The 26139-nt window shown below is 59.4% G+C and carries 27 protein-coding genes and 1 tRNA gene; 20 read left to right on the forward strand and 8 right to left on the reverse strand.

Annotation, left to right across the window (positions count from 1 at the left end):
- The first annotated feature begins 231 nt into the window (after window positions 1-231).
- From AC0V6V_RS09220 to AC0V6V_RS09240, 5 genes are all read left to right on the forward strand, one after another.
- Complete coding sequence (locus AC0V6V_RS09220) at window positions 232-798, forward strand: hypothetical protein (RefSeq protein WP_486137709.1); 567 nt, start codon at window positions 232-234, stop codon at window positions 796-798.
- A gap of 81 nt (window positions 799-879) precedes the next feature.
- A complete protein-coding gene (locus AC0V6V_RS09225; RefSeq protein WP_486165095.1) occupies window positions 880-1257 on the forward strand; it encodes a hypothetical protein in 378 nt (125 codons plus the stop codon).
- Between the two features lie 62 nt (window positions 1258-1319).
- Window positions 1320-1991, forward strand: a complete 672-nt coding sequence (locus tag AC0V6V_RS09230; protein WP_486166306.1) for a C39 family peptidase — start codon at window positions 1320-1322, stop codon at window positions 1989-1991.
- Window positions 1991-2503 carry a hypothetical protein gene (locus AC0V6V_RS09235; RefSeq protein WP_486165097.1) on the forward strand — a complete coding sequence of 171 codons (513 nt, stop codon included), beginning with the start codon at window positions 1991-1993 and terminating at the stop codon, window positions 2501-2503. The genes AC0V6V_RS09230 and AC0V6V_RS09235 overlap by 1 nt, the downstream gene beginning before the upstream one ends.
- Before the next feature lie 37 nt (window positions 2504-2540).
- A complete protein-coding gene (locus tag AC0V6V_RS09240) occupies window positions 2541-4004 on the forward strand; it encodes a transporter (protein WP_486165098.1) in 1464 nt (487 codons plus the stop codon).
- Between the two features lie 40 nt (window positions 4005-4044).
- On the opposite strand, the gene AC0V6V_RS09245 is transcribed toward AC0V6V_RS09240, so the two are convergent.
- Window positions 4045-5295: a M20 metallopeptidase family protein gene (locus tag AC0V6V_RS09245; protein ID WP_486165099.1), complete on the reverse strand. Its 1251-nt coding sequence runs from the start codon at window positions 5293-5295 to the stop codon at window positions 4045-4047.
- Window positions 5296-5509: 214 nt separating this feature from the next.
- Here AC0V6V_RS09245 and AC0V6V_RS09250 point away from each other — a divergent pair, with 214 nt between their 5' ends.
- Window positions 5510-6559, forward strand: coding sequence for a diacylglycerol/lipid kinase family protein (locus AC0V6V_RS09250; RefSeq protein ID WP_486165100.1), 1050 nt, complete (start codon window positions 5510-5512; stop codon window positions 6557-6559).
- A complete protein-coding gene (locus AC0V6V_RS09255) occupies window positions 6556-7470 on the forward strand; it encodes a hypothetical protein (protein ID WP_486165101.1) in 915 nt (304 codons plus the stop codon). Before AC0V6V_RS09250 ends, AC0V6V_RS09255 begins: the two co-directional genes overlap by 4 nt.
- Before the next feature lie 3 nt (window positions 7471-7473).
- On the opposite strand, the gene AC0V6V_RS09260 is transcribed toward AC0V6V_RS09255, so the two are convergent.
- Window positions 7474-7980, reverse strand: a complete 507-nt coding sequence (locus tag AC0V6V_RS09260; RefSeq protein WP_486165102.1) for a DUF2141 domain-containing protein — start codon at window positions 7978-7980, stop codon at window positions 7474-7476.
- A 286-nt stretch (window positions 7981-8266) separates the two neighbouring features.
- Between AC0V6V_RS09260 and rpe the strand changes: the two genes are divergently transcribed.
- From rpe to AC0V6V_RS09310, 10 genes are all read left to right on the forward strand, one after another.
- Window positions 8267-8929: a ribulose-phosphate 3-epimerase gene (rpe, locus tag AC0V6V_RS09265; protein WP_486165103.1), complete on the forward strand. Its 663-nt coding sequence runs from the start codon at window positions 8267-8269 to the stop codon at window positions 8927-8929.
- A complete protein-coding gene (locus AC0V6V_RS09270) occupies window positions 8929-10875 on the forward strand; it encodes a heparinase II/III family protein (protein WP_486165104.1) in 1947 nt (648 codons plus the stop codon). The genes rpe and AC0V6V_RS09270 overlap by 1 nt, the downstream gene beginning before the upstream one ends.
- A gap of 18 nt (window positions 10876-10893) precedes the next feature.
- Window positions 10894-12516: a bifunctional phosphoribosylaminoimidazolecarboxamide formyltransferase/IMP cyclohydrolase gene (gene purH / locus AC0V6V_RS09275; RefSeq protein ID WP_486165105.1), complete on the forward strand. Its 1623-nt coding sequence runs from the start codon at window positions 10894-10896 to the stop codon at window positions 12514-12516.
- Between the two features lie 431 nt (window positions 12517-12947).
- Window positions 12948-13133, forward strand: coding sequence for a hypothetical protein (locus AC0V6V_RS09280; RefSeq protein ID WP_486137697.1), 186 nt, complete (start codon window positions 12948-12950; stop codon window positions 13131-13133).
- Window positions 13133-13813, forward strand: coding sequence for a peptide-methionine (S)-S-oxide reductase MsrA (msrA, locus tag AC0V6V_RS09285; protein ID WP_486165106.1), 681 nt, complete (start codon window positions 13133-13135; stop codon window positions 13811-13813). The genes AC0V6V_RS09280 and msrA overlap by 1 nt, the downstream gene beginning before the upstream one ends.
- 37 nt (window positions 13814-13850) lie before the next feature.
- Window positions 13851-14321, forward strand: a complete 471-nt coding sequence (locus AC0V6V_RS09290) for a Fur family transcriptional regulator (RefSeq protein ID WP_486165107.1) — start codon at window positions 13851-13853, stop codon at window positions 14319-14321.
- A 115-nt stretch (window positions 14322-14436) separates the two neighbouring features.
- The gene (gene dxs / locus AC0V6V_RS09295; protein WP_486165108.1) at window positions 14437-16383 is read left to right on the forward strand and encodes a 1-deoxy-D-xylulose-5-phosphate synthase; all 1947 of its coding nucleotides are present in this window, start codon (window positions 14437-14439) and stop codon (window positions 16381-16383) included.
- Window positions 16380-16820: a hypothetical protein gene (locus AC0V6V_RS09300; RefSeq protein ID WP_486165109.1), complete on the forward strand. Its 441-nt coding sequence runs from the start codon at window positions 16380-16382 to the stop codon at window positions 16818-16820. The genes dxs and AC0V6V_RS09300 overlap by 4 nt, the downstream gene beginning before the upstream one ends.
- 28 nt (window positions 16821-16848) lie before the next feature.
- The gene (locus tag AC0V6V_RS09305; protein WP_486165110.1) at window positions 16849-17646 is read left to right on the forward strand and encodes a crotonase/enoyl-CoA hydratase family protein; all 798 of its coding nucleotides are present in this window, start codon (window positions 16849-16851) and stop codon (window positions 17644-17646) included.
- A 6-nt stretch (window positions 17647-17652) separates the two neighbouring features.
- Window positions 17653-18483: an alpha/beta hydrolase gene (locus tag AC0V6V_RS09310; protein WP_486165111.1), complete on the forward strand. Its 831-nt coding sequence runs from the start codon at window positions 17653-17655 to the stop codon at window positions 18481-18483.
- On the opposite strand, the gene AC0V6V_RS09315 is transcribed toward AC0V6V_RS09310, so the two are convergent.
- From AC0V6V_RS09315 to AC0V6V_RS09340, 6 genes are all read right to left on the reverse strand, one after another.
- Window positions 18480-19154: an NnrU family protein gene (locus AC0V6V_RS09315; RefSeq protein WP_486165112.1), complete on the reverse strand. Its 675-nt coding sequence runs from the start codon at window positions 19152-19154 to the stop codon at window positions 18480-18482. The genes AC0V6V_RS09310 and AC0V6V_RS09315 overlap by 4 nt on opposite strands.
- 42 nt (window positions 19155-19196) lie before the next feature.
- Window positions 19197-19706, reverse strand: a complete 510-nt coding sequence (locus AC0V6V_RS09320) for an FKBP-type peptidyl-prolyl cis-trans isomerase (RefSeq protein WP_486165113.1) — start codon at window positions 19704-19706, stop codon at window positions 19197-19199.
- A gap of 65 nt (window positions 19707-19771) precedes the next feature.
- A complete protein-coding gene (locus AC0V6V_RS09325; protein WP_486165114.1) occupies window positions 19772-20311 on the reverse strand; it encodes a hypothetical protein in 540 nt (179 codons plus the stop codon).
- A 78-nt stretch (window positions 20312-20389) separates the two neighbouring features.
- A complete protein-coding gene (locus AC0V6V_RS09330) occupies window positions 20390-21688 on the reverse strand; it encodes an amidohydrolase family protein (RefSeq protein ID WP_486166076.1) in 1299 nt (432 codons plus the stop codon).
- Window positions 21688-23079 (reverse strand): amidohydrolase, encoded by a 1392-nt coding sequence (locus AC0V6V_RS09335; RefSeq protein WP_486165115.1) that lies wholly within the window; start codon window positions 23077-23079, stop codon window positions 21688-21690. The genes AC0V6V_RS09330 and AC0V6V_RS09335 overlap by 1 nt, the downstream gene beginning before the upstream one ends.
- Window positions 23080-23120: 41 nt before the next feature.
- Window positions 23121-24695: a peptide MFS transporter gene (locus AC0V6V_RS09340; RefSeq protein ID WP_486165116.1), complete on the reverse strand. Its 1575-nt coding sequence runs from the start codon at window positions 24693-24695 to the stop codon at window positions 23121-23123.
- A 201-nt stretch (window positions 24696-24896) separates the two neighbouring features.
- Between AC0V6V_RS09340 and AC0V6V_RS09345 the strand changes: the two genes are divergently transcribed.
- The 3 genes from AC0V6V_RS09345 (at window position 24897) to AC0V6V_RS09355 (ending at window position 26033) form a co-directional block, all read left to right on the forward strand.
- Window positions 24897-25244, forward strand: a complete 348-nt coding sequence (locus tag AC0V6V_RS09345) for a GntR family transcriptional regulator (RefSeq protein WP_486165117.1) — start codon at window positions 24897-24899, stop codon at window positions 25242-25244.
- 235 nt (window positions 25245-25479) lie between these two features.
- A complete protein-coding gene (locus AC0V6V_RS09350) occupies window positions 25480-25761 on the forward strand; it encodes an integration host factor subunit beta (protein ID WP_486137683.1) in 282 nt (93 codons plus the stop codon).
- 186 nt (window positions 25762-25947) lie between these two features.
- Window positions 25948-26033: transfer RNA gene (locus AC0V6V_RS09355), tRNA-Leu, on the forward strand.
- Window positions 26034-26139 lie beyond the last annotated feature (106 nt).

Consider the following 26139-nt stretch of genomic DNA (forward strand, 5'->3'; position numbering starts at 1 on the left):
GCTGGGCTGAAGAGCCCCTCAGCGTCGCCTGATCGGCCCATGGCGACGATTCGCTTTGCCGTGATCGACCTGTGCAAATTAAGGGGTTCAAAATCCGCTCTACCGGGCGTGAGGGCCCGAAAATTAACTTCCTTTTAGGTACATTGGTTTCCTTTTTCTAACGAGGTCCATGCGTATTGTTGCTGAGCGACGGGCACATCAGTGTCCATGATTCGTTTAGGAGACCAAATAATGAAAACCGCATTGATTGCCGCTGTTGCCGTACTCTCGGCTAGCACCTCAGCTTTCGCTCAGGATGCGACCAGCACAGACACCGACGTAACCGTCGATAACGATCTGGTTGATGTCGATACTGACGTGACCATCGTTGAAGACAGCTTCGACGACAACACCGACAACTTTAACGATAGCTTCGACGATAACTCGGACAACAACAGCTTCAACGACAACTCAAACCGTGAGTTCAACGACAGCTTTGATGACAACCGCGATTACGTTGACAGCTTCGACGACAACTCGGACAACATCGCTCAGGGCGTAGGTTCGAACAAAAACTACAACTTCAACGGCGCTGCAATCGTTGCAGACACCGCTCTCTCGAACGTCGTAACCGGCGTCGACGTTGACTACGGTGATCTTGGAGACACATCTCGTCTCAGCAACAATCTCGTCAACCGTGGCAGCTCTTTCCGCAATTATGCAGGCAACAATGCGCTGAACCAGAACACTGGTGTGGGCGCATCGCAAAATGCCAGCGTTACCATCGCTGTTTCAGGCGACAGTTTCGGCGGAAACTAAGTCGTATTTCAGGTCTGCCTCGCGCCGCCTTCTCGCATGGGCGGGCTGGCGCAGGCACCTGAAAAACAAGGAGTCTAAGCTATGACTAAGATTAGCATGGCATTTGCACTGGCTGCCGCTGCGGTTGCTTCTCCGGCACTTGCCGAAGACGCGAAACCAGCGATTGCAGAGCAAAGTGCGCCTGCGGCAAAGTCAGTTTTTGCTGATGCCACTCCGGTGGACGAAGGCAAGCTGGCGAAAATCGCTGGTAAAGAAGATCTCACTCAGCTGACCAATTCGGATCAGACGAACAGCGTTGGCGGCAATAGCGTCGGCGACAATTCGAACACGGGTACGATCTCAATCAGCGACAATGCCTTTAACAACATGAATGGCATGACCATTCTCAATGCCAACACCGGCAATAACGTTGCGATCAACGCCTCTATCCAGGTGAACATCGCGCTTCCGGCGCAATAAGCCAGTACTGCACTATGGCATTTCGCGGCGTCTCACGAATGATCACGGCAATGGCAGGGGCTATGCTCCTGCCAGCTTGTGCCGCTGTGCCCGTCGATGACGGCGGGTTTCAGCTCACAACACATGCCGGCTCGCTGGCGCTGGAAACCGCGCCGCGCAGCATGGTCGAGACGCGCTATGACACGGTCGTTCGGCAGCAATTTGATTTCAGCTGCGGTTCTGCCGCGCTAGCAACGCTGCTGACGTACCATTACGGGCGCGAACAGGGCGAAGGCTTGGTGTTTCGCGGCATGTGGCGTGATGGCGATCAGGCGGCGATTCAAAAGCAGGGTTTTTCCCTGCTCGACATGAAACGTTACCTCGCCGCTCAGGGAATTGACGCAAACGGCTATAAGGTTTCGCTTGACCAAGTTCGCCAGGCTGAAACCCCGGGCATCGCGTTGATCGCGCCGAATGGATACCGCCACTTTGTGGTGGTTAAGGGCATTGAAGACGGCTTCGTCCTGGTCGGAGATCCCTCGCTGGGGCTACGCCGGATGGACCGCGAAGAATTCGAAGAAACCTGGAACGGCGTCTATTTTGTCGTGACAGGTGGAGCAAATATTAACCATCTTGCCTTTAATGCAGACGCGCAATGGGGCCGCGTCGCAGCATTTGGGGCGGACCAGGGCATGTTCCAGCCGGTGAGTCAGCAAGTGCTGAACCTTACCGCGCCGGGCTACGGGGAATTTTAATGACGCGATTTATTCGCTTTCTTGCTGTGATACTTGCCTTTGTGGCTGCACCTGTCGCTGCGCAATCGCCATTTGGCGTGGTTGCCGCGATGGATGACGCTGCTTTGGCGGGCGAACGCGGCGGATTTATTCTTCCCGGTGGCATCGATCTGGACATGGCTATCACCCAGGAAACCAGCATTGATGGAGAGCTCGTATTGCGCTCGTCCTATGTGCTGGCTGAGGGCGGACCCGTTGTATCGATTGAGCAAGTGTCTCAGGACGTGTCGGTGGAAACCGATGGCGACGATACAGGCAGCCGTATAACCATTTCGGTTCCTCAAACTCAGGTTGTTCACCTGGCAGGCCGGGCAACCGGCAGTATCATCACCAATTCCGCCGATGATCGCACCATTTCGACCGTCACCACCGTTGATCTCGACCTGTCGAGACTGGCAGTTGGTCAAATTGGTTCGCTTATTCCGTCTCTGGGTTCGCTTGCTGAGGATGCAGCAAACTTCAGTTTCGACTGACCTTAGTCGCGACTGTCCGGACGGATGGTAATACACAATGCGCAACGCATTTCTGAGCTTCGCTCTTATGGGCGCCGCTTTGCTCGCAGGGCCCGCAGCGGCCCAGGACGCTGGGCAAGGCGCTGGCACGCAGACGCGCGAAATCGAAATGGTTTCGCGGCCCGTGGTGCAGCCTGTTGGCACACGCTCTGCCACACCAGCGGCGCGCGTTGCTACAAAGCCGGACACACAGACTAAAACTCCCACAAATGCAGCTGAACTCGCGCAATTGCGCGCGGAAGTGTCGGCGCAGCGGGATTCGATCGCGCAGCAGATTAGCGCGCTTCAAGCTCAGCAAAACCAATTGGACGCGATGGAGCGGCGCTTGGCGCTTGCTCTAGGCGAAGAGCCAGTGGCTCGCCGGGCGGCCGCTACGCCTTCTCAGGCTCAGCCTGAGGCCGCGGCGCGCCGTGTCGCCTCTGCCGCTCCACAAGGTACTCAGAATGCGCCAGCGAGCGGTTCTCAGGGCCGTCCACAGGGCGCCGTGGGTGTTGCACCGGAAGATGCCGATCGCCAGCCAGAAATTGCCGCGCTGGGCCGTCAGGGCAGCGCAATCACCCAAAAGGGCAAGTTGAGCGGCGAGGTTGAGTGGAGCTATGCCCGCGCAGACCGCAACCGCGCCTTGTTCCGCGGCGTGGAAGTGGTCGAATCCGTCCTTGTTGGCGTGTTTGACATCAATGAAAGCCGCCAGGACGTGTTCACACAAAAGGTTGGCCTGCAATATGGCCTGACCGATGATCTCGAAATTGGCGTCGATGTGCCGTTTATCGCCCGTTGGGACACCTCAGTCCTGACGCCGGTCGCTGGGCCTGATGCCAACGGTGAAACGCGCGAGATCGACAACAGCGCCAACGGCTATGGCATTGGCGATGTCGAAGTGCTGCTGCGCAAGCAATTGCATGCTCCCAAGGGCTTTGGGGCCTATTTGATCGGCAATCTGCAGGTTGATATTCCAACCGGAAAAGGCCCATTCGAACTCACTCGTAACCAATTTGGTGAAGCGAGTGAAGCGGCAACGGGGTCAGGCTTCTGGGGTGTAACACCGGGCATCACCGCAATTATTCCAAGCGATCCTGGCGTTCTGTTCGGTAGCCTCAGCTACACCAAGAACTTCGCGCGTGACGTCAATGCGGTATTGCCGCCAGTGCAGATCGAGCGAGTGGATCCCGGTGACGTCATTTCCTTCAGCGCTGGGGTTGGCCTTGCGCTCAACCCGCGCCTGTCGCTCAACTTTGGCTATGCCCACAGCTGGGGCTTTGGCACCGAGACCACCACCCGGGCTCTAACCGAGGGTGCGGAAGCGGTTACTCAAAGTTCACGCGATCTCCAAATTGGACGCTTCCTGTTTGGGACGACCTATAAGATCAATCCGAAGACGAGCGTGAATTTCGGGATCGAAGCGGGCCTCACCGATGATGCCACCGATATGCGGGCGGTCATTCGCTTCCCGTTCGTATTCTAGAGAATCTTTTTTGTGGCGCGGTTCGTCTTAAAGACTCAAATCACGCCCAGCCGTTTTCAAGAAATTCCAGCGCGCAGCCAGCGAGCATCGCTGCGCCTCTAGGCAGTGCGCTCTCGTCAACATGCATACGCGGTGAGTGAATGGCGCAGCAGCTGCTCCAGTCCTCCCCATCCGGCGCCACGCCGAGGAAGAACATCGCGCCCGGCACCTTTTCCAGCACGTAAGAGAAATCCTCTGCGCCCATGATCGGGTCGGCCAGGTCGCGCCAGGCGTCTGATCCGCTGTCGCTCAAAGCACTCGCAACCTTGCGGCCCAGCTCCACCGCGCGGCCATCGCACAGCGTCACGGGAAAGCCCGGTTCGATCTCGCAAGCCGCCGTGACGCCATAAGCCGCCGCCGTATTAGACGTGACGTCAGTCATCAGCCGGTGCACTTTCGCGCGGTTTTCTGCGGTTAAAGTGCGGATCGTGCCTGACACAGTGGCGTCATCTGGGATGACGTTATGCGCCGTGCCAGTGTGGATTTGCGTCACAGTGACCACGACGGCGCTGGCGGCATTGAAGCGCCGCGTTACCATGGCCTGCACAGCGCCAACGATGGCTGCGGCGGCAGGAACGGGGTCTTCGCAATCATGCGGCATAGAGGCGTGGCCGCCCTTCCCCGTCACGGTAATCGTGAATTGGTCGGCGGCTGCCATCAGCGGCCCCGGCTTGCCCGCAACCACGCCATACGCAGCGTTCGGCATGATGTGCAGCGCAAAGGCGGCATCGGGCAACGGGCGATCGCCCACGCCTTCCCCGCCAAGCAACCCATCTTCCAGCATAAAGCGCGCGCCGTGATATCCCTCCTCACCCGGTTGAAACATGAAATCGACCTCGCCTGCGATATCGGCGCGGCGCGCAGCGAGCAGCTTGGCAGCTGTCACCAGCATGGCGGTGTGGGTATCATGCCCGCAGGCGTGCATTCGCCCCGGGATCGTGGAGGCAAACTCGAGATCGGTTTTCTCCGCCATCGGCAAAGCGTCCATATCTCCGCGCAGGACAACCCGTTCGCGGCCCGATGTGCCCGGTTTCGCGCCTTTCAGCGTCGCGACCGCTCCGGTGCAAGAAGTGCCGATCCGCCATTCAAGATCGATATCAGCCAGCGCCTCGCGCACTTTCGCCAGCGTTTTGGGTGTCTCCAGGCCCAGTTCCGGTTCGGCATGGATCGCACGGCGCAGAGCGACAAGGCTAGGGCCAAGCTCCTCAGCAGAGGCGGCAAGATCGGGCGAAATGAGCGCGGATGTCAGCATAAGACGCAGTCTAACCCCGCTCACCACCTGCGGGCCAGCCCGAATTGTGCGCGCTGCACCGTATCTGCTGCACAGATGCCTCGGACGGTCGCAAAACTGGGCTTGCCATGGGCAATTTAGCCTCGATGTAACCAGCAGCGCCCGCCAACCGTAACGTCAGCAGAGCGAGAAATTTCTGGCAGACTAACCCCGTTTGCCGCTAGGAGCCGCAATTATGGGCACGTCGATATACGAATTTCCGCAAAGTTCGCAGCCGGATGCTGCGCGCGGAGCCGTGTCTGCGCCCCGTTCTGGGCCGCGCCGCCCGCGCGCGCCGGGTGAAGCGCCGACTGTTGGCGTGATCTACAATCCGCGTAGCCACCGCAACAAAGGCCAGGACTTTGACTGTGGGATCAGCCCGGATGTTTACATCGTGCAGCCCGGCGATCGCAATCAACTGCCTCAGGCCCTGTCCAGTCTCGCCAAGCGCGGGATCGATCTGCTCGTCATCAATGGCGGCGACGGAACCGTGCGCGATGTGCTGACCTGCGGACAGAGTATTTTCGGCGATGATTGGCCGCCGATTGCGGTCTTGCCGAAGGGTAAGACCAATGCGCTGACGGTTGATCTCGATGTACCGCTCGATTGGACGCTGCAAGGCGCGATCGATGCGCTCGATAATGGCGGCCGGATTTTGCGCCGCCCAATGGCGCTGACCGCGCTGACCGGACCCAAGTCACGCGTTCTGGGCTTTATCATGGGCGCGGGCGCATTTGCCCGGGCAACCACGCAAACTGGCCAAAGCGCGCATCGGCTGGGTGCTTTCGATTCCGTCGTTGTGGCCGTGGCCACCGCATGGGTGATCCTGCAATCGCTGCTTGGTTCGCCTACTAATGTTTGGCGCCGCGGCGCGGAGATGGAACTGAGACTTGGGCCGAACGGCGCGCTGATGGAACATAGCGGACACGGCGATCCTAAACGGCGGCAATTGCTGTTTGCCTCCACCTTGGAGCGCTTGCCTGCTGGCCTTAAGCCATTTGGCAAGCTCACCAAGGGCCTGCGACTGGTCGCACTCGATCAAATCACCCGCCGTACCGCTGCTTTGCTGCCGATTTTGACGCGCGGGTGGACGCCGAAGAACCTGCGGGAACGCGGCATTCATCAGGTTAGCGCGCCCAGCTTTACGCTCGATATTGATGGCCAGGTGATTTTGGACGGTGAGGCATTTCCGGCTGGGAAATACCGGATCGAGCAAAGCCAAGAGCTGGAATTCGTAACCCCGTGAACGCGCAGAAGCAGGCGCCAGCGGCGCTTGAGGCGCGCATCACCAAACAATTGGCCGCGCCGATTGGCGATGAAGTGCGCAGCTTTGCAGCCGCTCTGGGCGAGGCGGCGGGTGCGCGCGCAGTGCTGTTCTATGGGTCGAACTTGCGCACCGGATCGCTTGAAGGCGTGCTCGATTTTTACGTCCTGCTGCCTGGTGATCAGATCGAGCGGATTTGGCCGCGCGTCAGCTATCATGAGTGGGAGATTGGCGGAGGCGTCACGCTGAGGGCCAAGGTTGCGACCATGTCTTTGGCCGCTTTTGCGAGAGCCGCGGCAGGAGAACTCACCGACACCACGATTTGGGCGCGCTTCGTTCAGCCCAGTGCGCTGATCTGGACCAGTGATGACGCTGCGCAGGCTGACGTCACGGCGGCTGCCGCACAGGCAGCGATGACCGCGGCACGGCTGGCCGCCGCGCTAGGGCCCAAAACTGGCAGCGCAGAGGATTATTGGCGCGCTCTGTTTCAGGCGACTTACAAAGCGGAATTCCGGGTCGAAAAAGCGGGACGCGAGAACGATATTCTCTCGGTCAATGCGGAGCATTTTAGCGGCCTGCTACCACTTGCACTCGCCGCACAAGGCATTGAATTTGATAGAGATGGTGAGCAATTAACGCCGCACCTCCCGGCGGCCGAGCGTGCGCGCATATTGGCTTGGTGGAGCAAGCGCAGACGGCTAGGCAAACCGCTCAATTTCCTGCGGCTGATCAAAGCCAGCACAACCTTTGAGGGCGCAGCGCGCTATGCCGCGTGGAAGGTGGAGCGCCACACCGGAATGCCGGTCGAAGTGACGCCGTTTCGCGAGAAATACCCTCTATTGGCGGCGCCCGGCGTGCTGTTTGCACTGTGGCGGCACCGCCGTCAGAGCTGAGCCTTAGCTGAAATACTTCATCTGAATGGCAATCGAGCTGACGCCTGCGCCGGCGTTAAAGCGCGTTTTGCTCACACTCGGCTTGCCCAGATTGAAGATATTGATCGATGGGTTGCGCGACATCGCGCCGCCATCCTGACGAATATCGGTTTCGCCATTGCCATTGGCATCATGTCGCGCGGCGATCGCATAGCTACCGCTCGCGGGCACGGGCATGCAGAACGTCATATTGCCCTTGCGCGCGGGCACCTCAATCCGGTTGAGCCAGCGCCCTTTCGCAAGCCATTCGGTCTTAGTACCGCGATACAGCTGCACCCGAACCTTGCCGGTTGCGCTTTTGATGCCGGACACGGTCACGCGCACGGCGGGCCCTTTGCCAGGCGCGCATTTGCGCATGTCATTGGAGATTTTCTGGCGATATTCGCTCTGCGCTGCGGCGGGCGTGGACAGCGCAGCCGCGCCTGCCAGCGCCAGTCCAAGCGCGCTCAATCCTGCGAAAATAGTCTTCATACTAACCTTCAATTTCTGTCTTTTGCCCCGGCTGCGCCGTTTTGATACGCAGCGTTTCTAACCCATTGTTGGGCCTGTACACCCACGCTTATGGCCGTGCCGCGCTGAATTACGGCTGAATTCGTCTGATTTGATGCGTTCAGGCTTGGTAGAGGCGCAGCTCGGCTTAACTCCCGTGGAAAAGGGTAAAACGGCGGTTGTTCGCCGATTCGCAGGCCCTTACTTCGGCATTAACCTGGCATAGTGCAAATTTCGTGTCGCTAGGACACACGGCAATGGACCCGTCATGGCAGCACCGCTGATTTCTCCCTCTATTCTATCGGCTGATTTTTCGCAGCTCGGCACAGAAGTGCGCGCGATTGATGAGGCGGGCGCTGATTGGATCCACATTGATGTGATGGATGGGCATTACGTGCCAAATATCACCATTGGTCCTGATGTGGTGAAGGCGCTGCGTCCGCACACGGCCAAGACGTTTGACGTGCATTTGATGATTTCGCCGGTTGATCCCTATCTTGAAGCATTCGCTGAGGCGGGCGCGGATATCATCACCGTTCACCCAGAGGCTGGGCCGCATTGCCACCGGACATTGCAGGCGATCCGGGCGCTCGGCAAAAAGGCGGGGGTGGTCTTGAACCCTGGCACACCGGTCGAAGTGCTCGACAATCTGATTGACCTTGCCGACCTGATCCTGGTGATGAGCGTCAATCCCGGCTTTGGCGGGCAGAGCTTCATCCATTCGCAATTGGCCAAGATTGAGCGCATTCGCGCGATGATTGATGCGACGGGCCGCGATATTCACTTGGAAGTGGATGGCGGGGTGAACCCGGAAACCGCTCGGATGTGCGTTGATGCCGGGGCCGATGTGCTGGTTGCCGGGTCTGCCACGTTTAAAGGCGGACCAGATCATTACGCTGCCAACATTTCTGCGCTGAAGGGCAAGGGGTAATGGACTCGCTGTTTCGCGACACTGAGGGGGAGGCCCGCGATGAAGCGGGGGCAAACGCGCCTGCTCAGCCTAGCGAAACAGAAACGGATGAGCGCCAGCCCAGCCTCGCGATCCCGCTGCCCGATGGCGATGAGCGGTTGATTGCGCCAGCGGGTGACGGCTCTGACGGCGCGCCTGAATATGGCGAGACGCCTGCACCCTTGGCGGCTGACCGCGCGCTAGCGCTAACCGATGTGATTGCCCCGCGGGCCAGCCCGGGCGAAGCGATGCTTCGCTTTGCTTACCGTCTCGGCGTGCCGGGTCATGCATTGTCCGCGCCATTCCGCCGCCCGCGCAAAACGCGCGTTTTGGCGACGGTCGACAGCCCTCTGAAGGGGGATCGGTCTTCTGGCATTGCGCTGAGGGCGGGACATTTCCTGATCAATGGCGCGAAATTGCCAATTGCGCGGGTTGAATTTGATTCCTCCAATCGTCTTGGTCCTGTGTTTGATCAGCTCGTTCACGGCTTTGGCTGGCTGCGCGATCTTGCGTGCAGCGCGCCGCGTGAAGACTGCGTGCCTGTGGCAGAGCGGATCACCCGCGCCTGGCTCAATTCCTGCCCATCGACCGGCAAAGGCCGGGCCTGGGATGTGGAGCTGACCGGGCAACGGCTGCTCGCTTGGTTGGTTCATGCGCCGCTGGTGCTGGCGGGCGGCGATCCAAAGCTTAAGGTGCGGCTGCTCAGCGTGATCGAGGACACCGCGCGCTGGCTTGATCGCAATGTCTCCAACAGCGGGGTCAGCGGGCTGGGTCAACTCGCCGGTTGGTCTGCGATCACCGCTGCGGGATTGTTGCTGCCAGAGGGCCGCCCTCGCCGCCTCTATGGTGAGGCTGGCCTGATCCGCGCATTGGGCGATCTGGTGGCGGAAGATGGCGGCGTTTTGTCGCGCTGTCCCGATGCTCAAATGCTCAGCCTCGCGCTGCTGATCGATCTTGATGCCTGTTATGAGGCGGCGAATATCGAGCCTCCGCAAGCCTTTGGCGTGATGCGCGAATTGCTCGTGCCGCCGCTTTTGACCTTGCGCCATGGCGATGGGGCGCTGGGCAATTGGCAGGGCAATGGCGCGATCAGCGCGGACCGGGTCTCGGCTTTGATCGCGGCAAGCGGCATTCGCGCGCGTCCGCTCAAAGATGTCGAACATTGGGGCTATCAGCGGCTGCGCGGCGGCCAAACGGTGGTGCAATTTGACGCGGCCCCGCCGCCGCGTGCGCGCCACACCCGCTGCGGCTGCGCCTCCACTCTGGCGTTTGAAATGTCCGACGGGCCTCAGCGTTTGGTTGTCAACTGCGGCGGCTCCGCGCTAGCTGGCGGGCAAATCCCTGCCCGCATTCGCCAGGGCCTGCGCGCAACAGCGGCGCATTCCACTCTGGTGCTGAACGATGCCAATTCCACGGCAGTGAAACTGCACGGTAAGCTCGGCAAAGGCGCGGAGCTGGTCGAGGTTGAACGGCGCCTGATCGGAGAGGGCAGCTCTGGCAAAGGCAGCCATGCGGCGACCTTGATTGAGGCCAGCCATGATGGCTATGCGGCCCGCTTTGGCTTGACGCATCGCCGCACATTGGCGCTGCGCGGCGACGGCACGGAGCTGTCTGGGCAAGATGTATTGCTGCCCGCATCGCGCAAGACCAAGCGCGGCAAGATCAGCTTTGCCATCCGTTTCCACCTTGGGCGCGGGGTTGAGGTGCATCTGTCCGATGACAAGCGCGGGGCCAGCCTGCTGCTGCCCGATGGCGGCCTGTGGCAATTCCGCATGCGCGGCGATGACGAGACGGCCACTTTGAACTGCGAAGACAGTCTGTGGGTCGACGGCGCAGGCGCGCCGCACGCGACCGAGCAATTGGTTATCGAAGGTATGACATCGCGCAGCGGAGGGGAATTCTCCTGGCTGCTAAAGAAAATGGGGTAAGGCCCGGAGGGCCCATCTATGGCTGATAAAACGATCAAACGGGCATTGCTTTCAGTGTCCGACAAAAGCGGATTGGCAGAGCTGGGCAAGGCCTTGGCAGCGCGCGGGGTTGAGCTGGTCAGCACTGGCGGCACGGCAAAGGCGCTGCGCGAGGCGGGTCTGGACGTGCGCGATGTTTCTGAGCTTACCGGCTTTCCAGAGATGATGGATGGCCGGGTGAAAACCCTGCATCCAACGGTGCACGGCGGATTGCTCGCGCTGCGCGACAATGATGAACACGTTGCTGCAATGGATGAGCACAGCATTGGCGCTATCGATCTGGTTGTCGTCAATCTCTACCCGTTTGAGGCAACCGTTGCGAAAGGCGCGGACCGGGCCGAGATCATTGAGAACATCGATATCGGCGGGCCAAGCATGGTCCGCTCTGCGGCGAAGAACCACGGTTTTGTGACGATCATGACCGATGCCGCTGATTACGCAGAACTGCTGGAAGAGCTGGACGCCAATGATGGCGCGACGTCAGATGCGTTTCGCCTCCGTATGGCGGGCAAGGCCTATGCCCGCACGGCGGCCTATGACGCGGCGATTGCCAATTGGTTTGCGTTCGGCGATGCCTTTACCAATCCGCTGGGTGCAGAGGCGCTGAAAGCGACGCCATTTGTCGACACCATGCCACTGGCGTTCAAACGTTCAGACACTTTGCGTTACGGCGAGAACCCGCATCAGCAGGCGGCGGTCTATGTTCCGCAATCGGTTGGCGCAGCGGGCGTTCCGCAGGCGGAGCAATTGCAGGGCAAGGCGCTCAGCTACAACAATTTGAACGATGCGGATGCGGCGCTGGAATTGGCGGCGGAATTTGCGGGCAGCGACCCAGCGGTCGTGATCGTCAAACACGCCAACCCTTGCGGTGTCGCTCAAGGTTCCAGCCTGGTCGAGGCATGGGATGCGGCGCTCAAATGCGACAGTGTCTCTGCCTTTGGCGGGATCGTTGCGGTCAACACGGAGCTGGACGGAGCAACCGCAGAGCAGATCGCCAGCATCTTCACCGAAGTCATCATCGCGCCCAAAGTGAGCGCCGAGGCGCGCGAAATCTTCGCCAAGAAGAAAAATTTGCGCGTGCTCGAATGCGGCGCTCTGCCGGATCCGCGCCGCGGCGGCTTTATGATGAAGACCATTGCAGGCGGCATGCTGCTGCAGATGCGTGACAATGGTGCGGTGCTGCCGGATGATTTGAAGGTGGTGACCAAGCGCGCGCCGACGGAGCAAGAGCTGAAGGATTGCCTGTTTGCGTGGACCGTCGCGCGGCATGTGAAGTCGAACGCGATTGTCTATGCCAAAGACGGCGCGACCGCAGGCATTGGCGCAGGTCAAATGAACCGGCGCGATTCCGCCCGGATTGCTGCGATCAAAGCGGCGGAAGCGGCGGAGACCTATGAATGGGATGCGCCGCGCACTCAGGGCAGCGCCGTGGCCTCAGACGCCTTCTTCCCATTTGCCGATGGCTTGATCTCCGCCGCAGAGGCGGGCGCGACCGCTGTTATTCAACCAGGCGGATCAATCCGCGACGAAGAAGTGATCGCAGCCGCCGATGAGGCGGGCCTGGCCATGGTCTTCACCGGGATGCGGCACTTCAGGCATTGATCTCTTGCGAGGGCGCATCTGCGCCCTCGTCCTCGGCGATACTCCTCCGCTTCGCTACGGATCGCCTGCGGGCGCCCGGTCGGGCTTGCGGTCGGCTAGTCGCCGACCGAGTTTCGCGACCAAAGCAGTAGAATTGGACTGAATCGGCGCCGTAGGCGTCGCAAGGGCGACTGCCCGCCCGGAGCGCTTTGCGCGGAGGATAGCCAAGTGAGCGGATGCGAACGCCGGCGCTTGAGGCGAAACAAGGAATTCCGAGGATATCGCGCGCCGGATGGCGTGCGGACCAACAAAGACGCAACTTTTTTGCGTGCCCATGCGTAACTTTTGTGTTTGATCCAACGAAACACAGTCTGAAGCCATCGTTCACCAGTTGGAAAGCGCCGGGTGTTAAAGACCCTCGCCAACAACAATTAAACTGTAAGAGAAACCCCATGGGACTGTTCAAATCTGACCTCTATCGCAGCTTCGCCGTCGGCTTTGCCGTTGGTGCTGTTCTGGTGGGTTTGAGCGCGACCGACGGGCTGAGCGGCGATTTCGCTAGCCCGGCTCAGGCGGCAGAAATGCAGAAATTTGATCCGGTGCAAGCTTCGAGTGAGTTCATCATCGAGAGCGAATAATGAAGTCTTTTGCCATTCTAGCTGCCAGCGCGGGCCTTGCCCTGGCTGGTTGTTCTTCCCCCGCTGAGGCGCTTGAAAAACCGGTCAATGCCCCCGCTTCCAAGACTATAGCCAAAGAAGGCGCGGGCCTGAAAACGGCCGTCTTTGCCGGCGGGTGTTTCTGGGGTGTGGAAGGCGTGTTCAGCCATGTCAAAGGCGTGAAATCGGCCGTCTCCGGCTATCACGGAGGCAAGGCTTCAACCGCGAAATACAACACCATCATCAGCGGCATGACCAATCACGCCGAAGCGGTGCGGATCACTTATGATCCCTACGTCGTGCGCTATGATGAGCTGCTGCAGATTTTCTTTTCTGTTGTGGCTGACCCAACCTTAAGGAACCGCCAAGGCCCCGATGTAGGCGCGCATTATCGCTCTGCGCTTGTCCCGCAAAATGCCGAGCAGCGCCGCGTTGCGCGCGCTTATCTCAAGCAGATGGGCGCGTCGGGCAAATGGCGCGGACCGATCGTGACGAAGATTGAGAGCTATAAGAAGTTCTATCCGGCTGAACGCTATCATCAGGACTTTATGCGCAAGAACCCGCGTCACGGATATATCGTGCGCTGGGACGCGCCAAAGGTGCGTGCGCTCAAATCCATGTATCCTTCGCAATATCGCGCATCGTTCCTCAGCGACGGCTGACTAGAAACGCAGGTCAAAGGCGCCTATATTGCTGCGCATGGCAACAGCGCACGATCACCACTCGCATGAAGAACACTCTGGCGAAAACCTGATTGAGGCCGCTCAGTCGGCGTTGATCGCGGCCGGCGAGCAATGGACCAGCATGCGCGAGGCGGTGTTCTCCGAGCTTGCCAAGCATGAACGGCCAGCCTCCGCTTACGATATTGCTGACAATCTTTCTGCCTCGCGCGGCAAGCGTGTGGCGCCCAATAGCGTGTACCGCATCCTCGACCTGTTCGTGAGCAACAATCTCGCGCTCAGGGTTGAAAGCGCGAACGCCTATCTTGCGAACACCCATCCCGGCTGTGCGCATGATTGCATTTTCCTCGTTTGTGATGAATGCGGCGATACTGCGCATATTGATGATGACGAGGTCAGCCGCACTGTTCGAGGCTTGGCCGGCGCCCGCGATTTTCAAACGCGCCGACCGGTGTTGGAGATTCGCGGCCTGTGCCGCGCATGCACCTAAGCTGCTGGCGAGCGACACAGCGTTGCATTTCTCGCATCGAGCGACGATGAAGCGTGCTTCATAAGCGACAAGGCGTTCATCGACAGTTTTGTTTTGAAGGTGTAAGGCTCTTCAAATGACATCTAAGCCCGACACTCCGCTGCTCGATACGGTCAACAATCCCGCGCAACTTCGGGAGCTTAAGACCGAGCAACTCCGCCAACTATCTGACGAATTGCGTGAAGAGATGATCGATGCGGTCAGTGTCTCTGGCGGGCATCTGGGGTCGGGTCTTGGCGTGGTCGAGCTGACTGTGGCGATCCATTATGTCTTCAATACGCCGGACGATAAGCTGGTGTGGGACGTGGGCCACCAATGCTATCCGCACAAAATCCTGACCGAGCGGCGAGACCGTATTCGCACCTTGCGCAGCGGCGGCGGTCTGTCTGGCTTCACCAAGCGGGCGGAAAGCGAATATGATCCGTTTGGCGCGGCGCACTCGTCCACCTCGATTTCAGCCGCGCTCGGCTTTGCCGTTGCGAATAAGTTGAAGGGTGAGCCAGGTCGCGGAATCGCGGTGATTGGCGATGGCGCGATGAGCGCTGGCATGGCCTATGAGGCGATGAACAATGCCGCTCAAGCCGGCAATCGCCTGGTCGTGATCCTCAATGACAATGACATGTCGATTGCGCCGCCGGTTGGCGGGCTGTCGGCCTATCTCGCGCGCATGGTCTCCTCCAGCGAATATCTCGGCCTGCGCAGCCTTGCGAGCCGCGCGGTCAAGAAAATGAGCCGCCGGATGCATCAAGGCATTCGCAAGGCAGAGGAATACACGCGCGGCATGGTGACCGGCGGAACATTGTTTGAAGAGCTCGGCTTTTATTATGTCGGCCCGATCGATGGGCACAATCTCGATCACCTGATCCCAGTGCTGGAAAATGTGCGCGACACATCCGAAGGTCCGGTCCTGATCCATGTCGTCACCACCAAGGGCAAGGGCTACAAATTCGCTGAGGAAAGCGCCGACAAATATCACGGCGTGCCAAAATTTGACGTGGTCACCGGCGAGAAGAAAAAGGGCGCGGCTGGCCCGCCTGCATACCAGAACGTGTTTGGCGACACTCTGGCAAAGCTGGCCGAGACGGACGAGCGCATCTGCGCGATCACCGCGGCGATGCCGTCGGGCACCGGGGTGGACCGCTTTGCCACTGCCCATCCGACACGCAGCTTTGACGTCGGCATTGCCGAGCAGCACGGCGTCACTTTTGCCGCTGGTTTGGCGGCGCAGGGAATGCGCCCCTTTGCCGCGATTTACTCAACCTTCCTTCAGCGCGCCTATGACCAAGTGGTGCATGACGTCGCGATCCAAAACCTGCCCGTGCGCTTCGCGATTGACCGAGCCGGTCTGGTCGGGGCCGATGGCGCGACCCATGCGGGCAGCTTTGACATCACCTATCTCGCCACCCTGCCAAACATGGTGGTGATGGCGGCGGCCGATGAAGCTGAGCTGGCGCATATGACCTACACAGCGGCGGAGTATGACGAGGGGCCGATTGCCTTCCGCTATCCGCGCGGCAATGGCATCGGCGTGCCGATGCCAGAAACGCTGGAGAAGCTGGAGATCGGCAAAGGCCGGATCGTGCGCGAAGGCACCAAGGTAGCGATCCTCTCGCTCGGCGCGCGACTGGAAGAGGCCAAGAAGGCCGCCGATCAGCTGGAGGCAAAGGGGCTTTCAACCACCATCGCCGATATGCGCTTTGCCAAGCCGCTCGATGAGGAATTGATCGCCAAACTGATGCGCACGCATGAGGTTGTGGTGACGGTCGAAGAGGGCGCGATTGGCGGGCTGGGCGCGCATGTGCTGACCTATGCTAGCGATGAAGGCCTGACGGATGGTGACAGTGGCACGGCCTTGAAGGTCCGGACTTTGCGCCTGCCGGATACGTTCATCGATCAGGATTCCCCGGACAAGCAATATGACGAAGCTGGCCTCAACGCGCCGCAAATCGTCGATTGCGTGCTGAAAGCGCTGAAGCACAACAGCGCAGGCGTTTCCGAGAGCGAGGCAGAGGCGAGGGCTTGAATAATTCTGTCGAGAAGGCGGACTTAGAAAAGCTCTGGGCGTTTGTCCGCGATGATCTTACTCCTCGCTCTTCACCTCACTGGTGGCGCGATTTGCAGATATGCGAGGCCTGCCGAACGAATTGGCTCGTTGCGCAGGAAGAGCGCATTTTCGACGAATGGTTTATCGCTCGGCTGACAGATAGCGAATTTGCTTTGGCGAAAAATGGCCATTGGCCCGAACGTTTCTCAACGTATTATGACGTCTTGGCTGAAGGCCGAAAGTTGGCGACTCCGTGTGTTTTCTTTGACGTAAATGCTCACAGTCTCGTTTGTACCGTTGAGGACATGCTGCGCGAAAAACCCGACATTGAGAAACAGGAAATCGCTTATCTGCTTGGTGTTTCGGAAAGAAATGTCGATCAATTGATTAAGAACGCCCGAGCAAATCACAATTAGGCTGAGACCCAAAAGGACTTCCTGCTCAATGACCCTCCTCCAAACCACCCGTGACGGTCCTGTCACCACCCTCACCATTGACCGTGCAGATAGGATGAACCCGCTTGGCGCGCCCGGCGATGGCGATGAATTTCGCGCCGCTTGCGATGCGATCAACCGCGATATGGATGTGCGCTGCGTTATCCTGACCGGGGCGGGCCGCGCCTTCTCGGCGGGCGGCGATATCAAGGCGATGCAGAGCAAGACCGGCACGTTTGGCGGGTCTGCGCCCGCCATCTCCGACGGTTACCGTGACAACATCCACCTCATCTTGCGCGCGCTGTACGGCCTGCGCGTGCCTGTGATCGCGGCGGTCAATGGCCCCGCGATTGGGCTCGGCTGCGATGTCGCCTGCCTTGCCGATATCCGCATCGCCTCCGACAAAGCGAAATTCGGCGTTACCTTCCTAAAGCTCGGCATTATTCCCGGCGATGGCGGCACGTGGATCCTGCCGCGCGTCATCGGGCAGGCCCGCGCGTCTGAGCTATTCTACACCGGCGATGTGATCGGTGCGGCCAAGGCGGAGGAATGGGGCCTGGTCAGCCGCGTTGTCGAACACGATGCCTTGCTGGAAGAATCCCGCGCTCTGGCGAATAAGGTTGCGGTCATGCCGCCCCATGCCCTGCGCCATGCCAAGATGCTGCTGCGCCAGGGCCAGCAAGTCAGCTATGACAGCGCGCTCGAAATGGCGGCCAATACGCAGGCGCTGATGCACACGACACAGGATCACGCAGAGGGTGTTGCGGCCTTGATTGAGAAGCGCGTGCCTGAGTTCAAAGGCGAATAGCCCGCCATGACTGCGATCCTGATCCGCTTGCTGCTGGTGGGCGCGGCGCTGTATCTGGCGCTGATCATCCTGCTTTGGACGATGCAGGCCAAGATGATCTATCCCGCGCCGCAGGATGCCGCGCCGCTGATCCCCGGCTATGAAGAGGTCTCGCTCACCACTGAGGATGGCCTGGCCCTGCGCGCGTTTTATCGTTCCGCGAGCGGCAACCTGCCAACGCTGGTGTACTTCCATGGCAATGGCGGTTCGCTGACCGGGTCGGGCGTGGCCAATGCCGCGCTGGCAGATCGCGGGTTCGGTGTGCTGATGGTCGAATACCGCGGCTATGGCGGTAATCCGGGTGAGCCATCAGAGGAAGGCCTCTATAAGGATGGCGATGCGGCCATCGCTTGGCTGCGCGCGCTCGGCATACCGGCGGCGCAAACCGTGATTGTCGGCAATTCCATCGGCGGCGGCGTGGCGACGGAAATGGCTCTGCGCCATGATCCCGCGGCGCTGATCCTGGTCTCGCCGTTCACATCCCTGCCAGAGGCAGCAGCGGCGAACCTGTGGTGGCTCCCGGCAAAGCCACTGGTCCGTGATCAATACCGCAATCTTGATAAGATCTCGCAGCTTAATATGCCGGTGCTGGTCCAGCACGGAACGCGAGATGGCCTGATCCCGCAAAGCCAAGGGCGCGCTTTGGCTCAGGCGGCGCCTGATGCTGAGTTTCAATCTTTCGACGGGTTGGGGCACGAGCTGTCGTTTGTGCGCAGCTCTGGCGAGGCGCGGGCTGATTGGATTCTTTCCTTAGAGCTGGGGGGCTCAAACGCAGAAGCGCCGCGAGCGCTGCCTTAGAACCAGCGCCAGATCCCAGCGGAAAATCCGCCCAGCGGCGTGTGCAGCCAGCTAAGGAAAACGAACAGGATCAGCCCGGCGGTCCATGGCAATGCGCCCGCGCCGAGCAGCTTGCCCCATCGCGGCCAATAGCTCGTCTTGCTCTCCCACTGGACCCACGCATCGCCCATTAGGACTTGCTTCTTGCTGTCCTGCATCTTCGCGCCGACCAGCGCCAAAAACCCCATCGACAGCGCGACGATCATCGTACGCCAAGACCAAAAGAGGATGATGTGAGAAAGCGCCCACAGCGCAAAGCTCCACATCATTGGATGGCGAGTGACCGCAAACACGCCCCTCGGCTCAGCGCGCGCTTGCTCTTCGGCCATAGGCGTCGGCAAGGCGGGATTGCCGATGTAGGACCCGGCGAGCAAGACCAGCGCTGGCAAGGTCAGCACTGTGGCGATGATCCATCCGATCTCGCCAGAGCCGGGCAAATCGCCGCTCGGCGCATCGACAAAGGCGAAATAGACCCAAGCTAGTGTCGTTGCGCTCACCAGCGAATAGAGGATTTGAAAGCCGACCTTGCTTGTCATGCGGACGAGCCCCGCGCGCAGCGGGTGCGACATCGCAAAATGCGTGCCGACAAAGGCGGCGTTAGCGGCGGTGAGTTCAAGCAGAGCGCTGTTCATGGCTGGGAGCCTAACATTGAAACAGCGCGCGCGACAAATCGCTTACTCGGCGATCGCGATCAGCTCTATTTTGAAGATCAGCGTCGCATTGCCTGGAATGGACCTGCTGCCCCGAGCGCCATAGGCGAGGTCAGCGGGCACCGCGATTTCAATCGTCTCACCCACTGCCATTTTTGGGATCGCAAGCTGCCATGCCGGTATCAGCCGCGCGAGTGGGAATGTTGCTGGCTCGCCGCGGCGATAGGAGCTGTCGAATACCGTCCCATCGATCAGCGTGCCTTCGTAATGCACCGTAACCGTGTCTGAGACGTTGGGGCGGTTCTCGCTGCCATTGTATTCGAGCCAGCGCCAGCGGATGCCGCCGTCGATATAGCGCCACCCATCGGCGGGTTTCAGGCCCAGCAGATAGGTTTGCTGCGCGGTGTGCCATGACAGGCTTTGCGCATCGTCAGCGGCGCTAGTTTCTGGCGCTTCACTTTGCGCAAAGGCCGGGGCGGCAGACAGGAAAACGGCGCACGCACCAGCACAAAAACCTTCAGTCCATTTTCGCATTGTTTGCTCTCAGTTCCCGACCAATTGGCAGTGTTTATCACGAGACGAAGTGCGATTGCCTGAAATCAAAACTGATCACCCACCGTGCGTCCTTGCTCTCTCGCCTCTCTCCAGAGTTTTTTGCGGAGCAAGCGCTTCAGGTATTTCTTGTCTGAGCCTTTGTCTAACAGCGTTTGCGCATCCATGCCTTCGACCGCCCAACAAAAATAATCGAGAAACTTGTTATACGATGCTCTGGTGCTGTGACCAATCCTGCTGCTGCCACGATAGCCAGCCCATTGATCATCCATTCGGCCATCATCGAGGAAAGCGTTGGTCGAGCGTGCCACCCAACCATCGATGTGCTTGTCTCTATAACCCCAGATTGTCGAATAACCCAGGTTTTGGGCGCTTCTTCCGTGAAAACTGATCCTGAAAAAAGACTGCACGATCTCGACCCGCTGGAACCTGCTGGCATCGCTCAGCACACCATTCAAAGACTTCTGCAGCGCTTCGGGGCTGTCACAGACAATTACTGCGGCGGCATCATCTTGCGCACTGGCGGCTGGTACTGCCGCAACGGATGAAACGAATAAGGCGGTGGCGAAGGCGCGGACGTAAAGCATGATGGCTCCTAAAAGGCTCTGTTTTTATAGGCTTAGACCAAATCACCGCCTCTGCCTAGCTGAGACGTGCTTTGTCCCTCACCAGTCATACGCCTTTGGCAGCTGGCTCTCATCAAGATCGAGATAGCGCTTGGCCAGCTCGCTCTGATGATTGTCCAGCGGTTGTTCGATACCGGCAATGAACACTCTGCTCGGCACGGAATCGACCTCCAAAGGGTCGCCGTCCCAGATCACGACATCGCCGATTGCGCCCGCTTTCAGGACGCCGAACTTGCCGCCGTGTCCGGCGATTTCTGCCGGAATGGAGCTGATCGTGGCGAAGGCCTGACCCCAGGACAGCCCGCTCGCGCCGGGCACTTTTCCCAGGGCCACCAGATTGCCCGCAAATTGTGCGGCGCTGCGTGGATGGCCATCGGTGCCCCCGGACATGCGCCCGATTGCGACCTTTACGCCCGCGGCTGCCATGCGGCCGACATTGGATTGAGTCGCGCCCAATTGCTCAAAACTGGCGGGCAGGTCATCGAGTGCATCAGCGATCACCGGTACGCGCGCGGCGGCAATTTCACTCGCCACCAGCCAGCCTTCGCTTGCGCCAACCAGCACCAGATCAAGCTTGGGATACGTACGTTTCAGGCCGAGCACATTGCGAATATCCGCTGCGCGTTCGACCTCGACATAAAGCTCCTGCGAGCCATTGATCACCGGCACCAGAGCGGCGGCATCGGCGCGGGTCAGCAGAGTTTCCTCGCCATCCCACGATCCGCTGGCAAAGGCGCGGGCTTCACGCAGCGCGTTTTCCAGTTCTACATAGGCTGCGGTGCGGCTGCCCCCCGATAGACGCGCGCCTTGCTCGCCAAGGTTGGCCATTTGGAAGGCTCTGGCCTCCATCACCGCATTGGCGTCTGCTCCCAAGTCAATCACTGCGCCTTGTCCGGCAAACAGCGAATTCCCGTGCGCTGGCGTAACCAGTGCGCGGGTAACGCCGCCAGCGCGGCTGACCTTTATGTGCTGAGAGCTGGGGTTGATCGCAGGCGCCACATCGAGCGCGGCGTTAAACCGTGCATCACGCGCAGACCTGTCATTGCTCGCGCCGACAGCGCCGACATCATAGAGGCCTAGGTCGGTGACCGCGGCGACAATGCCCGGGGTGACGAATGCGCCCTGTGCGTCAATCAAAGTCTGAGTTTCAAAGGTCCGGCCTTGGGCCGTGCCCGCATAAACGACTTTGCCGCCGTCAATCACAACCGCGCCGCTTTCGATGGGTTCGCTGCCATCACCAACAACGATCTTTGCGTTGTAAATTATCACGTCTTGCGCTGCGGCAGGAGCGGCAAATGCGATCGCGGCACAGGCCGCGCTGGTCAAAAGACGCTTCATCATTTCACATCTCCTGCACCGGGCTGGCCAAGTTCAAAATCGCTCACCGGCCTGCGTTTTGGATCATTTGCATCGTAGAGCAGAGCGCCATCAACCCAGACTTTCTCGGGCCGTGAATAGACACTTAGCGGGTCGCCATTCCACAGCACCACATCGGCCATTTTGCCAGGCTCAAGGCTGCCGGTCATATCATCAATGCCCATCGCTTTCGCTGCGTTTAGAGTGATCCAGCTGATCACGTCAGCATCGCTGATATTGACGCCCATACGCGCGCCGGCGGCCTGCGCTTTCGCGGCCTCTTGGTTCAAGCGTTGGATTGAGTTTTCATCGTCTGAGTGGATGACCACGCAGGCGCCTTCGCGTTGAAGGTAGGCGGCGTTTTGCGGAATGCCGTCATAGCTTTCCATTTTAAAGCCGTACCAATCGGCCCAGATGGCGCTGCACACGTCGTTTTCGCGCAGCAGATCACCGATCTTATAGGCCTCAACCGCGTGGTGAAACGCGGTGACTTTATAGCCCATTTCCTTGGCCATATCCATCACCAGCGCCATCTCATCCGCGCGGTAGCAATGGTTGTGAACCAAGATATCGCCGTCCAGCACGCCGACCAATGTTTCCTTGCCCAGATCGCGCTTGGGATCATCATTTTCAGCGTAGGCAATCGCGTCGAGCCAGGTCTGGCGATTGACCGCGAAATTGCCCATCCGGGTCGAAGGCTTGCGCCCGCGCCCGCCGTAAACCCGCTTTGGGTTCTCACCGCAGGCCATCTTAAAGCCATAAGGCGCGCCGGGGAATTTCATGCCCTGCACGGTGCGGCTCGGCACGTTTTTGAGCGTAACTGAACGACCGCCCATCAGATTGGCAGAGCCGGGTAGGATTTGCAGGCTGGTGATCCCGCCATTGGCCATGGCGCGGCTGAAGCCGGGGTCTTGCGGCCAGACCGAATGCTCGGTCCATACATCCGGCGTGGTGGGCGCGGTGGCTTCATTGCCATCGCTATGCGCCGGGACGGAAGGGGTGGGATAATCGCCCAGGTGTGAGTGAATATCGATGATGCCGGGCGTTACGAACTTGTCCGAACCATCCACGACATTGGCGACCTCTGGCGGAGCGGTGGTTGGCCCGCCAACGGCCACGATCTTGCCATCGCGAAAATGCACCCAGCCATTGTCGATCCGCCCGCCTGCACCGTCAAAAACGGTGGTCGGGATGATCAAAGTGTCCGCTCCGGGATAAGCGCGGTAGGTCGAGGGGAAGGGCACATTGCCGTCTTCGCCCAGAAACTCCGTGCGCGTATCGCCGGTGTTGGCGGCAGAGGCCGATTTAACCGAGCCCTCGCCCGAACCGGCCGCGGTGCAGGCGCTGAGCGCAAAAGCGCCGCCCACACTCATGAGAAGCGCTTTTGCTCGCATCATATTACCCCGTTTTCCTATTATTCTGCCGGACGCGTGGCCGGACGAATGCCTGCCTCTTGCGCTTCCAAACCGGCCTCTGCTGCGCCAGCCAGACCTTCATCGTCGGTCAGCGTGTCGAGGTGCATCAGCTTCTTGATCAGCGGACTGATCACCAGCACGCCGATGCCAACCGCAACGGCCACCCAACCAACGGTCGAGTAAACATCGAGAACGACTTGCTTGCCAGCTTCTTCGCCGACGCCTTCCGCCCCCGTGGCGGCCGCAATCAAACCAGCGGCGAAGTTGCCCGTTGCCGAAGCAAAGAACCACATGCCCATGATGAGCGATGCCATGTGTGCAGGCGCCAAGCGATTCATCGCTGACAGGCCAACAGGGGAAAGACAAAGCTCACCCGTGGTGTGCAGCAGGTAGATCAGGAAGATGAAGATCACCGGCGTTGGCACGTCAATGCCAACCGAGCTTGCACCCCAAACCAGCACCAAGAAGCCCAACCCGACCTGAATCACGCCGAGGCCAAACTTAAATGGCGAGGACGGCTCCACGCCCTTGCGTCCCATCCATGTCCATGCCGTTGCAAAGAGCGGCGCGAGCAGGATGATGTAGATCGCATTGATCGATTGGAATGTCGAAGCCGGCACACCGCCGCGATCAACATGGCGATCGGTGAACAAGTTGAGCGACGAGCCCGCTTGTTCAAACAAGGCCCAGAAGATGATCGAAGTGATGATCAGGAACATCGCTGCGAAAATCCGGTCACGGTCTTCTGGGTCAAGCTTGGTGACCGATGTGAAGATCACATAGGAAACCAAGAGAAGCCCAAAAATGCCAAGTAGCCAGCCGACAACTTGCTGATACTGAATGAGTACCCAGCAAATTGCGACGAGCGCCGCGCCGATGCCGTACATCTTCCACTCGGTTGCTTTTGCCAACGGTTTGGGTGGCTCACCCCGACCTAGCAGCATTGGCTTGCCCCAAGTGAATACGAGTAGGCCAAACAGCATGCCGATCCCTGCGAGGCCAAAGCCGTAAGCCCAGCCATAAGTCTCACCAATGTAGCCGCACAGCAAAGAGCCGAGAGCAGCACCGAGGTTAATGCCCATGTAGAAGATCGTGTAAGCGCCATCACGGCGCACGTCAGTGCGCGGATAGAGCTGTCCAACGATCACGGAGATGTTCGCTTTGAGGAAGCCCGAGCCGACAATGATCAGCGCCAAGGCTAGCCAGAAGACATAGATCACCGGATTGTCGGTGTTGCCCGCGGCGGCTTCGCCCTCGAAGGCCATAAAGAAGTGCCCCAGCGTCAGCAGAACAGCGCCAAAGGCCACCGCCTTTCTTTGCCCCAACACCTTGTCGGCCATATACCCGCCGACAACCGGCGTGATGTACACCAAGGCGGTGTACGCGCCGTAGATGATGCCGGCATCGCTATCTGAAAACAGCCAATGTTTGGTCAGATAGAAAATGAGCAGAGCGCGCATGCCGTAGTAGGAAAAGCGCTCCCACATTTCGGCAAAGAATAGGACGAAGAGGCCCTTGGGGTGGCCGAGGATAGTCCCGGCGCTGTCCCCATGAGCAAGTTGCTGAGTTGCCATTTGAGTGTGTAATCCCTCTTGTGTGGTCACCCTCCCCAGGGAACCAGAATGACGCGCACCCTAGCGCCTGTTTCTCGCCTGTGAAGCCTTAGTTACACGCAAATGGGGCGCGGCTGGCCGCAAAATTGCAGCGAAAGCGGATTGTTCGGGAACTTGACGCGCATGAGTGTATTATGTCACTGATGCACCTAGCGAGGATCTATGAGCCAAAGTCGACCCGTTTATCTTAAGCTGCGCGATCAAATCGCCGCCGCCATTATCGAAGGCAAATACCCGGAAGGGGAGATGTTGCCATCGGTTAGAGCGCTCGCGGCGGAGCAGGGGGCCAACCCGCTGACAGTCGCGAAAGCCTATCAGCAATTTCAAAATGACGGGCTCGTAGAGGTCCAGCGCGGGGTCGGCATGTATGTCGTCATCGGCGCGGCAAGCCGGCTGTGTTCGAGTGAGCGCGAGCAGTTTTTGCGCGAAGAATGGCCAGAAATCCGCAATCGGATGGAGCGGTTGGGCATTGACCTGGCGGAACTCGCGGACACCTTAGAGGCAAATTAAGCAAATGTGGGGCGAGTGTTTGCTTGCAAATACAATATATTAAACGCTTTAGACTCGCCCATTGGACAGTTTTGGACTATTCAGTTCGGTAATATTTTGGTGCTGACTTGCAGGAATGGCTCCGCTCTGCCAGTGTGCGTTGCATAGTTCGCAACCCAGCGGGTCGGGGTTAGGCAATAATTTGGGGGAGACCCCGCGGGCGGCGTCGTAGAATGACGTAGGCCAGGAGTTCGACATGATCAGATCCGAATTGCTCCAAGCGCTGCACAAGGACAACCCTGAGCTGCGCGCTGAAGAGATTGAGCAAGTCGTCGACATTTTCTTTGATGAAATCTCGCAGAGACTTGCCGAAGGCGGCCGGGTTGAGCTGCGCGGGTTCGGAGCGTTTTCGACCCGTGAACGCGAAGCACGTCAGGGTCGCAATCCGCGCACTGGCGAGTCCGTGAGTGTCCCTGCGAAACGCGTGCCTTACTTTAAGGCAGGCAAGGAAATGCGCCGCCGTCTCAACGGCGAGTAAGCATCCGCCGACATTGTTACTGTTATAGCCTGCGCAGCTGCGCTGCGCTTCATGCTGCGTCCTGCATTGTTTCCGTTCGAAACTTGCTCTGCAATGCTCGGCACTTTGCTGGCGCAAGATGGCGCTGGTGCCCATGGCTGCTCGCGCATTGCAGCGCGTCAAATCTCTCGCTAGGGCAGCGGCCGAGCGGGTGTGGCGGAATGGTAGACGCCGGGGACTTAAAATCCCCTGATCTTTTGATCGTGCGGGTTCGAGTCCCGCCACCCGCACCAGCAAAAATCTCGGAAACTCTGGTTCAAGGCTCTTGGTCGATGACTTCTTCGATCTCCCAGGCTGCTCTAAGTTTGATAGTGCTTTTGCATATTGTTAAAGTCGCGC

It is taken from the genome of Erythrobacter sp. S249 (assembly GCF_057364975.1).